Source organism: Microvirga yunnanensis, assembly GCF_025460875.1.
On the sequence record NZ_JAMXFI010000025.1, the window covers coordinates 1 to 9823 of the forward strand.

10 protein-coding genes and 2 pseudogenes are annotated in these 9823 nt (G+C 60.4%); 6 read left to right on the plus strand and 6 right to left on the minus strand.

Translation table 11 applies throughout. The features are described 5' to 3' along the window. Window positions 1–274 precede the first annotated feature (274 nt). Window positions 275–1331, minus strand: a pseudogene (locus NF876_RS14435) (IS110 family RNA-guided transposase). Window positions 1332–1440: 109 nt separating this feature from the next. On the opposite strand from NF876_RS14435, the pseudogene NF876_RS14440 reads away from it, so the two are divergent. Both NF876_RS14440 and NF876_RS14445 read left to right on the plus strand, forming a co-directional pair. Beyond that, window positions 1441–1953: pseudogene (locus NF876_RS14440) on the plus strand (transposase); the annotation flags it as partial. Window positions 1954–2047: 94 nt separating this feature from the next. Then, window positions 2048–3202, plus strand: coding sequence for a sensor histidine kinase (locus tag NF876_RS14445; RefSeq protein WP_262269488.1), 1155 nt, complete (start codon window positions 2048–2050; stop codon window positions 3200–3202). Window positions 3203–3609: 407 nt separating this feature from the next. Here the strand turns inward: NF876_RS14445 and NF876_RS14450 are convergent, their stop codons facing one another. From NF876_RS14450 to NF876_RS14470, 5 genes are all read right to left on the minus strand, one after another. Continuing rightward, entirely contained in the window at window positions 3610–4014 is a 405-nt protein-coding gene (locus NF876_RS14450) for a PRC-barrel domain-containing protein (RefSeq protein WP_262269489.1), read from the minus strand. 70 nt (window positions 4015–4084) lie between these two features. After that, a complete protein-coding gene (locus NF876_RS14455; RefSeq protein WP_262269557.1) occupies window positions 4085–4675 on the minus strand; it encodes a hypothetical protein in 591 nt (196 codons plus the stop codon). 276 nt (window positions 4676–4951) lie between these two features. After that, window positions 4952–5596 (minus strand): PRC-barrel domain-containing protein, encoded by a 645-nt coding sequence (locus tag NF876_RS14460; RefSeq protein WP_262269490.1) that lies wholly within the window; start codon window positions 5594–5596, stop codon window positions 4952–4954. Between the two features lie 324 nt (window positions 5597–5920). Beyond that, window positions 5921–6133, minus strand: a complete 213-nt coding sequence (locus tag NF876_RS14465; protein WP_262269491.1) for a hypothetical protein — start codon at window positions 6131–6133, stop codon at window positions 5921–5923. A 134-nt stretch (window positions 6134–6267) separates the two neighbouring features. Then, the gene (locus tag NF876_RS14470; protein WP_262269492.1) at window positions 6268–6696 is read right to left on the minus strand and encodes a YybH family protein; all 429 of its coding nucleotides are present in this window, start codon (window positions 6694–6696) and stop codon (window positions 6268–6270) included. Window positions 6697–7063: 367 nt separating this feature from the next. On the opposite strand from NF876_RS14470, the gene NF876_RS14475 reads away from it, so the two are divergent. The 4 genes from NF876_RS14475 to NF876_RS14490 all read left to right on the plus strand — a co-directional run bounded on the left by NF876_RS14475 (window position 7064) and on the right by NF876_RS14490 (window position 9199). Then, window positions 7064–7366 (plus strand): hypothetical protein, encoded by a 303-nt coding sequence (locus NF876_RS14475; protein ID WP_262269493.1) that lies wholly within the window; start codon window positions 7064–7066, stop codon window positions 7364–7366. 126 nt (window positions 7367–7492) lie between these two features. After that, a complete protein-coding gene (locus tag NF876_RS14480) occupies window positions 7493–8245 on the plus strand; it encodes a LuxR C-terminal-related transcriptional regulator (protein WP_262269494.1) in 753 nt (250 codons plus the stop codon). A gap of 291 nt (window positions 8246–8536) precedes the next feature. Beyond that, window positions 8537–8782, plus strand: a complete 246-nt coding sequence (locus NF876_RS14485; protein ID WP_262269495.1) for a hypothetical protein — start codon at window positions 8537–8539, stop codon at window positions 8780–8782. Between the two features lie 204 nt (window positions 8783–8986). Next, window positions 8987–9199: a hypothetical protein gene (locus NF876_RS14490; protein ID WP_262269496.1), complete on the plus strand. Its 213-nt coding sequence runs from the start codon at window positions 8987–8989 to the stop codon at window positions 9197–9199. Window positions 9200–9823: the final 624 nt, after the last annotated feature.

The window sequence follows — 9823 nt, forward strand, 5'->3', positions numbered from 1 at the left end:
AAAAATCTATGGACCGGCCGTGCGTTGCAAGAGGGCTGTGGCAGATTGGATGATGGACGGTTCGCATCAATCTATCCGGCCTCTGGATGGAGCCTGAGCTCCGGGCCATCATGGGAATCCGCGCGCACCAGGCCTGCTTAGTCGCGAGACCTCGGAGGCCATTTTTTTAATCAGGTTTCCGATGCGCCGGGCAACCGTTCATCCATCCTGTCACATCCTTCTCGCGAACCTCGGCGGGAACGCTATCCTCGAACTGTCTGCCGTCTGAGCAGGCTCAGGCCGTCCGTGCGGCAAACTCCGGATCGTAACCGTTCGCGTGGGACAGCACGCTCCAGGCGATGCGCGCGAGCTTGTTCGCCAAGGCGGCCGCCAGCACATTCCGGTGGCAGCCGGGCCCGTGCCGCGGCCAACCAGCGGCCGAAGCCGTGCCCGTCCCAGTGGCGCGGTCGCTGCAGGAGAACCTGCGCTCCTCCGACGAAGAGCGTGCGCAAGTAGCGGTTGCCGCGCTTGGAGAGGCCACCCAGGATGGTGCGATTGCCGGTCGAGATCTGCTTGGGTACGAGACCGAGCCAGGCGGCAAAATCGCGGCCTTTGGCGAACGCCGCTCCGGTGCCAATCGCCGCCACCATGGCGCTGGCGGTGATCACGCCGACGCCCGGGATCCCCATCAGGCGCTGGCAGCCCCCATCCTGACGGGCCAGAGCCGTGATGTCCCCGGTGATCGCGTCAATGCGCTCATCCAACCGATGCCAGTCTCCCGCCAGATCCTCGATCAGGTGGATCATGCGCGGCGAGAGCACGTCCGTGCGTTGGGACAGCAGAGTGGGCAGAGCCTCTCGTAAACCGGCAAGTCCCTGCCTCACCGGGATGCCGCATTCGAGCAGGAAGCCGCGGATCTGGTTGATCACCGCCGTGCGCTGCCCGACCAGGCGGCTGCGCACCCGGTGCAGGGCTTGCAGATCGAGCTGCTCCGCCGACTTCAGCGGCACCGGACGCATGGTGGGCCGTTGCGCCGCCTCGGCGATCGCTTCAGCGTCGCGATAGTCGTTCTTGTGCCCCTTGAGAAACGGTTTGACATACTGGGCCGGCAGCAGGCGGACGTCATGGCCCAGAGCGGCGAGCTGACGCCCAACGTGATGGGCGCCCGCGCAGGCCTCCATGCCGATCAGGCAGACCGGCACATTGGCCAGGCAGGACAACAGCTGCCCGCGCGAGACTTTGCGGCGCAGCACGATCCTGCCGCGGGCATCCATGCCGATCAGGTGGAAGGTGGTTTTGCCCAGGTCGATGCCGATGGTGGCAATGGTCTCAGCTGTAGTCTGCTGTGTCATGACGTGGCTCCTTCGCTGCGGGACAATCCCGTGCTCCCATGCTCCACCCGGGAGCACGGCCGGTCCATGCCATTAGGCGCGCCGGGAGCACCGCACGCTCCTCCTCTGGGACGAGACCGGCCATAGCTTCCGGGCGCGGCCAGCCACGACCTGGGCCCGGCGCGGCCTGACCCCGGTGTTGCGGCGGGTCAGCAAGCGGCGCGAGGTCTCGAGCATCGTGGCGATCACGCCGGATGGCCGGCTGTATGCCCGTCACGTCCGCACGAGCGTCTCGAGCCGCTGTGTCATCCAGGCCTTGCGCTTCTTCCGCCGGAAGGTCGGCACGCCGCTGCTGGTGGTGTGGGATCGGCTGAATGCCCACCGCTCCCGAGCAACCAGCGCCTTCATCGCGGCCTACCCGCAGGACTACGCGGTGGCCTATCTGCCGGCCTATGCGCCAGAGCTCAACCCGGAGGAGCAATGCAATGCCCTCGTCAAATGCGCCATGGCGAACGCGCTGCCCGGGTCAGTTGCTGATCTACACCGTCTGGCCCGACGTGAATTCTGTCGCTTGCAAGGTCAACCCGAGATGATTGTCAGCTTCTTTCGCCACGCAGGCCTCTCTGTTGCAGGCCTTCCGTGAAGATCATTAAACTATCAGAAATAGTAGGGTATTTGGCCTGAACCCAAGCGCGCCGAGCCCGTTTTCATTCCTGTGACGTTGGTGTTAGCTCCCCGTGTTGAACGACAAATTGGCCCCGCACTGGAACGAGGGTGACCGGCTCGCAGCCCTGCGCAGCTATCGGATTCTCGATACGCCGCCGGAGCCGGAGTTCGATGGTCTCGTCCACCTTGCCGCCCGTAACTGTCGGGCTCCGGTCGCCATGATCAGCCTCATCGACGAGCGCAGACAATGGTTCAAGGCCGAGGTGGGGCTTGGAGTGCGAGAGACGCCGCTGGATTGTTCAATCTGTCTCACTGCCATGCTCGAGCCTGGAACCATGATCGTTCCAAACCTGAGCGAAGACCCCCGGTTTGCTCATAATGCGCTCGTCGCCGGGGAACCGCGTCTGCGGTTCTATGCTGGCGCGGGGCTGAGGACGCCCGATGGGTATCCGCTGGGGGCGCTGTGTGTGCTCGACTATGCTCCACGGGACCTGACTGAGGATCAAACGGCCACGCTCCGGTTGCTTGCTCAACAGGTGATGTCACAACTGAACTTGCGCCGTGCCATAGCCGAGCGGGACGAGCGGTTGGAGGTCGCCAGCCGGATCGAGAAACGACAGTCTCTCCTTGTCAGAGAGCTTCATCATCGGGTGAAGAATACCCTGGCGACCGTTCAGGCACTCGTTGGAGCGACAGGCCGGTCCGCGGGCAGCTTTGAAGAGTTCTATCGCTCCTTCGCCAATCGCATCACCTCGCTGGCGAAAACCCACAATCTTCTGACCGAGGGCTACTGGCAGACAGCCCCGCTGCGGGAGATCGTCCTCAATGAACTCAGGCCATTCACTGAGAGCAGAGTGCCTCGGTTCATGCTAATTGGTCCGCCCCTTGAGTTGGCGGCGGAACTCGCCGTGCCGGTTGGCATGGCGCTGCACGAACTGACCTCAAATGCCGTCCGGCACGGGGCGCTGTCGGTCCCGGCTGGGTACATCCAGGTTCGTTGGAACGTGGTCGAAACGAATACGGGCAGAACGCTCCATCTGGAATGGAGAGAGTTCGGCGGCCCACCCGTGAGCCAGCCGCAGCATCAAGGCTTTGGCTCGACGCTGTTACAGCGAGTCCTGCCCATGCAATGCAATGCCGACGTTGAGATTCTTTACGACGTGCAGGGAGTGCAGTTCCAGATGGATGCGCCACTGGTCGAGCAACGTCTTGTTCCAGGCTACTGAGACATACTTTGAAGACGAGGGTATGGCCGGAGTCAGCCCTTGGCTTTCCTTCGAGTTCCCGTCGCGGCATTCTTGGATGAGCGTGTCTTCGCCGACGTCCGAGGCTTAGGTCGCGTCATGTCGTTCAGCATAGATCTCTGCTGACGGTGCATCTCCGCCGACCAGAAACCACGGGCAGCACCAGCCCAAGTGTTTGCGGCACTCAGCCAGAGGCTGAGCCACGGGTTCTTCGTCATGTTGACCTTGGCCTCCAGCAGCTTTGTGGATGGGATCGAAGAGAAGCGCCGAAGCCGAATGCAGATTCAGACTATCCGGCATTCCTCAGTTCCCTCGTTCATACGCGCCAAAGGGGCCTTGGGGCTCCTCTGGCCATCGACGGCACCGTGAGTGTTGATCGGGCCGGAAACTCATATGCCCCAATAGTAAGGAGTTCTCCAATAGTCATGGAGCTCGCGCTCACGCTCCCGGTCCGTCCAGTCGTAGTCGTCACGATCTCGGTAGAAGCTCGGGGCTCCGCGTAACTGCTCTTCCGTGATGTCCGTGCGGTAGCCACCCAAGCCTGTGTCATAGGTGAGCTTGCTCCACGGGATGGTGTGCTCGTCCTCACCTATTCCGAGAAAGCCGCCGAACGACATCACGGCATAGGCGACTTTGCCGCTGATCTTCTCGATCATCATGCGCTTGATCGAGCCAAGGTGGTTGCCTTGCGGATCGTACACGGCGGTGCCCTCAACCCGATCACTCTCGATCAATGGCTTACCCGTCATCTCACCAGAGGCATCCGTGCGAGTCGTCGTATCGACTTGAGCCATCACTTCCTCCTTTCAAAAGCGTATCATTGATCTCGCTTCCTGCGTATGTGCTGGTGTGCGCCTCTTCCTGTTAGTGCTGACCTTGCGAAGCAAAGTTGCGTCTGGTTCTGGCATAATCCGGCACGTGCCTGCCTCGGTTTCGCCTCTCGCCATGGATCATCCAAGCCATCGCATAGCCGAGGGCTCCAGCGACGACGAGCGCGAGGAGTGGGTTCCCAGTCGTATATCGGCCCACGAGACTTTGGCCTTCACGAATATAGCGCTCAGCTTGAGGGTACTGTTCGCCCGCTTGCCGCACGTAGCCCTTGCCTCGGTCGTATACAGTGCCGGCGGCCTCAGAGGCACTCTCGGCAATGTCGTTGAGCGCCTCCCGCACCTGATCCAGAACTTGCTCAGTGGAGCCTTGCTCCGGTTGGCCCTGTTGATCATCCGCCAATGAGGAATGGGACTCCTGGGCAGAGTGATCAGGCGCCGGACCTTTGGTGATGGTCACAGAAACCGGATCGCTGGTTGGGAAGGTCTCCTCGATGGCATGGTCGAGCCTTGCATCGAGGTTCTCCTTCGAATTTTCGGGCAGCTTGCTATCCGGGGGACACTCCGGGGACTTAGGCACTTTACTGTCGGAATTAGGTTGGCTGCTAATACTGGACGCGTTCACCATAGGAGCCCTCCAGGATACTCAGAGTGGTTTGTCAGCCCCGCACCCCATTGTAACGCCACGGCTGCGAGCACCGTTCCAGGATAGTTTAACCTATGTGAAGTCCATGGCTGATGAGCTGAGCCCACCCGCTCGCCAATCCTGCCAAGTCTCCAAACGTTGCGGCGGCAGACCGCTTGCTCTCAAGGCGAGGCAAGAAGGTGCATCAACGCAGCCGCCGAAAGCAGCCGCAACATAGCGAAAGGGGCCTCGCGGCCCCCCGTGGCAGGATCGATCGTCTCAGCGGGCGTATTTGAACTCGGGAGCCGCCTTCAGCTGATCCTTGGTCATGTTCGTTGTCAGTTCGGCATGATCCGGAGCGGAGCGGACCGCATTGTCGGGGGACCGATCCGTCGCCACTGTGCCGGTCGTGGTCGGCGGTGTCGGGCTGACCGTTCCCGGAGCGGCTGGGGCTGTCGCGGTGGCTCTTGGAGCCGCCGGGCCATTCGGATCGGTCGCGGTCGCTGTGGTCGCCACCGCACGGGGCTCGTTCACGAACCTGATCTGGTCGAACGGGATCGCCACATCGCGCTCGCCGATGCCCAGGAACCCGCCGACACCCACGACGACGGCCTGGACCTTACCGCTGCTGTCCAAGAGAAGTTCGCTGACGTCACCGATCTTCTCATTGTTCTGATTGTAGATGTCCAAGCCTTCGAGCTTGGAGGCTCGCCATTGCCCTGGCTGCTCCTGGGTCATCCAGTTGCCGGTGTTCATGCGGGCCGGTTCATTCGCGCCGAAGCCGGGGTCACCCGCCGAAGGTGCTGGCGTTGAACTCGTCGGAGGAGCCGTGGTCGAGCCTGCGGGCTGGTTGGTCTGGGACAGCGCCGAGGCCGAGATGAGGATCGTACCGAGAAGAGCCAATGCGAGGGGCTTGCCAGGCATGTCTTCCTCCATTGCCATATCCGCGCCAAGTGGCGCATGTGATGACAACGGGAAGCTACGCCCCTTCGTTCGGTTCACCTTTCTTTCGTCAGGGGCAGGAACTGCCTCAGGTGAGGTGACATTGCCCTGCGCAGCAGGATTTCCCCTGAGCCATCGAGAGCGTCGGACGCTTGCACGGACACATATTATGCCGCCACCAGCTGCTCCTTATACCTGAAGCCGCACCGGCACAGGCAGCCTGAGAGCATGGCCGGGACGGCCACCACCCCATGTTCCTCCAGCAGCCTTGCGGCGAGTTCAGGCCTAGAGCATCGGATCGATCCCTTAAGCGGCGCATCGTTCGGCGCGGGCCCGGCGGGCCACGTCAGCGACCCGGAGGGCCACTTGGACGGCATCAAGGGCGCTCGGCCGAGACACTGTCGCCTGCGGTGTTGGCGATCCGGCCTCGTCCCGGTTCATCAGGCGCGATGAGCCTGCCACATCAGCGGCGAAGATCGCCGCCAGTCGTCGCTCGATCCTGTGTTCCTGCCGATCCATGGGACCCTCGGCGCGAACTCGGAGGGAGTTATGCTGTGGGCTTGGTGAGGTGTTCAGCCTCCCTAGCTGAAAGGCAGTGCTCGAAAAGCTTTGCTGCTCAGCTTAGGCTGGAAGCGCCCGAGCGGTCATCTAAGCTACTTGTTCGTGTTCCATATATCGGTTGCGAGCTTCCAATCACCCCCGACCTTCTCCCAAACCACGACATACTTGCCGGTGATCTCCTGCGGCTGCGCTCCTTTCGTCCGGAACGTAAAGGTGCCGATCTCTCGTGCTGCCTCGCTGCCGAGCGGCTTCACATCGACGGTCGTGAGCTTCCCGTCGCCGAGTTGCTCGGCAGCGCCTTTCCAGAACGCCTGAATGGCACTTTTGCCCTTCGCCATCTCACCCCCAGGCGGAAGGATGACGGCATCTTCCGTGTAGAGGGCCGCGATCGCTGCGACATCCCCGGCATTGAAGGCTTTGGCGAACTGATCGCTCAGGCTTTGAATTGTGGCTTTGTCCTGCGCCATGGCGGGAGCCGAGAAGCACAGGCAGATCGCTGCAGCAATGACTTGGATACGCATAGCTTCCTCCCTCGGCCAAGCATAAATGTCGTATAGCGAAGCTACTATTATAGTTTGATCTGTCGGAGGAGATATCATCCTGCTGCCGCAGGCTAGCCTATACGAAATAGTTATATGTTGTGTCGGGTTTCCAACAGACAGATACCATCTTCTCCAGTACTTCGTGCCGCGTCTTCGGCAGAAACATCTAAGCAGTACGGATCAGCACCAATCAGTAATCTCTTACTGAGGTGATCAGAGCCGTACCATAACCGACATATGCTGAAGCAGGATGGTTTAGGGATGAACGTTTCTTGAAGTCGAGTCTGTGCCGAGCTTGGCGACCTGAGAGCAGGTGCGGCTCGGCACAGGCCAATCGGGGGCTCCAATGCAGAACCAGCAGCCTGTCTCCTCTGCGCTGAACCGCCTGATCGTCAGCGCAAACCAAAGCTTCGACCTGCATAGCCTGTTGCAGAGCACGTCGCGAACCCTGTCGAACCTTGATTTCGAGCATTTGCACGAGCTGCAGCGGCTCGAGCGCAGCCGAACTGATCCGATGCTGAAGAAGCAGATCGTGGAGAACCTTCAGCGAAGGCACCGCGAGCGGCGTCAGCCCTATGTGATGCTGATTGCTGAACTCCAGAGGCACCTCCCGTCAGCCATGGCGGGCGACCTTCAGGCCGCAGGCTGACCCGCTGTGACTGCATGTCACAGTTAGGAGTCTTCTTCTAACTGGAGGATTGTCTGGAATACGACAGACGCAGCTCTCCTGATCTATTAATTTTCTCTTAACGGGAGAAATTAAGCAGGGGCGCAAATGACTACGCTGACGCTTGCAGATGATCGCTCATCGAGCACGACCACATCGTCCAATACCCATACCGCATCAATTCCGACGGTCCTGATCGGCGACAGCCTTATCGTGCGCTCAGGACTTCGGCACATCCTACGGGACACACCGTTCGATCTCGCCACAGCACAATCTGAAACAAAGTTGCTTCAGTCTGGTAACTTCGAGCCTGCCCTGATCCTAATCGATGCTCATCAGACCACCGGTCGCATGCTTGGGACCATCCGGCAGATGCGAGAGCGCTTCCCACAGGCGCGGATTGTGGCTCTGGCGGATCGGTTCGATCTCGGCTTTGTACGCTCAGGTGATGAGGCCGGGTTGAACGGCTTCTGTTCACCAGCCGGAGCCCCCGACGTTCTGATCAAGTCGCTTGAACTGGTCATGCTCGGCGAGACCGTACTGCCCTTCGAGGCCCTGCGCCCCGTCATGGGCAGTGCTCCCCAGGCCCCGGAGCAGTCGCTCCACGGCTGCACGGCAGAGCCGAATTCGTCTGACCTGAAAGCCTGCAAGCTCTCGGTGCGAGAACGGGAAATCCTGGCATGCTTGACGCAAGGCGAACCGAACAAGGTCATCGCGCGCAAGCTCGACATCACGGAAGCCACCATCAAGGTCCATGTCAAAGCCATCCTGCGCAAGATCGGAGCGTCCAACCGCACGCAAGCTGCTCTTTGGGCCTCTCAGCGCCTGATCCCACGGGGTGGAGCATCGGTGAATGGCTGAGGTGAAGATCGCGGTGGGGGATCAGGTCCGGGTCCACCTCCATCCAGCCAATCCATGGAAGAGTTTCTCCGAGAAGGCAGGCGGATCGATGTGACAACGCCGGAGGGGCGCATTTTGTGGTCGAGGTCATCCACGAGGGTCTTCTCGACCGCGCACACCCCATCAGGCGCGGTTTCTCGGACTATGTGCCGCTTCAGGACGTGAGCATCGGATCGATCCCAGACCCGGGTCCATTTTTCACGTCCGATGCTCTATGAGTGCCGAAACGACTTTCCAGGGCGGATCGAAGTCTTGTCCGCCGCTCCCGTCGCGGAGCAAGAGCCTGCGCCCGATCTGACATTGATGGAGCCACGGGACGAAACGAAGCAAGACGCCACCGAGCAGCCTCCGGTTCGCGCGACGCTTCAGTCCCGAAGTTCGGTCAAACAAATACGCAAAGCCGAGACCGTCACCGATCCAACCCAGGTCGAAGTCGAGCATCAGCCTGCCCTCGCACGTGGTCGCCTGATCGCCAATCTCGTTCGCCGAAAGGCATGAGCGACTCGCCACAGGCACCATTCCTTTGGAGCGCAATGGTGTCCGGCGTCAGCATCTTGTCATGATGCCATACTGAAACATAATTCCAGTTTGTGTGAAGAGTAGAAGACAAGCTGCTCGGATCAAACATGCGGTGACGAGTTAGCTTCGGCAACGATGCTCCATGAACGCCGTTCACCTGATGCATGTGATCTGGAGGTGACCATGGCCGGCACGAAGCACCCGAACCCGGATACGGGTCTCGAAAACCTGAGCGTCAACAGCAGTCGCCGCAGCGGCGTGAAGGAAGACGGAACCGGCAACCCAACCCGCCAGAATGGAACGCACGATCCAACCGAGAGCGCGAAGGTGCCGGATCAGCAGATTCCGGTCGCACCTTCGCCAGACGTCGATGATACGGAGGGGCACCCGACCTGATAAGGCATGTCGTTATGATGAAGGACTTGGCGGCAACGCTTAGCGCTCTTGCAGAGGTGCGCGTTTTCTGAAGCCTACAATAATCTGGCTCGACCAAGACGACAGTGTCCGAACGTCTTGAGCGGCGCTGCGAGCAAATCATAGCAAAAGGTGATAGCGATGATTCTGAGGGTCGCCGGCGTGTGAGCTTTGAGTCCAACGTGGCGACGCAGTTTGACCGATTGCATCGCGCTATTTGGTTTTTGTTTCGCCTTATTTGCTTAAGGGTCCAGGCTCCTGCGATCCCTGGTCACATCCCGAGCCGCAACATGATTGTTGCGGCTTGATTTGTCATGGGCTCTATCGGGTTCCGAAATCCTCATATGCCGTAGCGTTAAGTCAGGCTGGACCGAGAAGCTCAGGGTGGGATGATGAAGCGGGTTGGTGCCTGCCGGAGCGACGTCGTCCTGACTGCGGGTCGGGGTTACTCTGATACAACATTCGGATTAACCCAACCGCCATAAATTTTCCTTGGGGCGGAACTCTCGCGCTTGAAAAGCGTTAAACGGGGTCGAATTCCATCCGAAGACGAACACAATAGCTTTGGGACGTCGGCACATGGGGATCCAGGTTGAGGGTTTGAGC

Bases quoted from the DNA above. Each gene is read 5' to 3' on its own strand.
- NF876_RS14450 (WP_262269489.1), bottom strand. From the start codon at position 4,014: ATGGCTCAAGTCGATACGACGACTCGCACGGATGCCTCTGGTGAGATG.
- NF876_RS14455 (WP_262269557.1), bottom strand. From the start codon at position 4,675: ATGGTGAACGCGTCCAGTATTAGCAGCCAACCTAATTCCGACAGTAAA.
- NF876_RS14460 (WP_262269490.1), bottom strand. From the start codon at position 5,596: ATGCCTGGCAAGCCCCTCGCATTGGCTCTTCTCGGTACGATCCTCATC.
- NF876_RS14465 (WP_262269491.1), bottom strand. From the start codon at position 6,133: ATGGATCGGCAGGAACACAGGATCGAGCGACGACTGGCGGCGATCTTC.
- NF876_RS14470 (WP_262269492.1), bottom strand. From the start codon at position 6,696: ATGCGTATCCAAGTCATTGCTGCAGCGATCTGCCTGTGCTTCTCGGCT.
- NF876_RS14475 (WP_262269493.1), top strand. From the start codon at position 7,064: ATGCAGAACCAGCAGCCTGTCTCCTCTGCGCTGAACCGCCTGATCGTC.
- NF876_RS14480 (WP_262269494.1), top strand. From the start codon at position 7,493: ATGACTACGCTGACGCTTGCAGATGATCGCTCATCGAGCACGACCACA.
- NF876_RS14490 (WP_262269496.1), top strand. From the start codon at position 8,987: ATGGCCGGCACGAAGCACCCGAACCCGGATACGGGTCTCGAAAACCTG.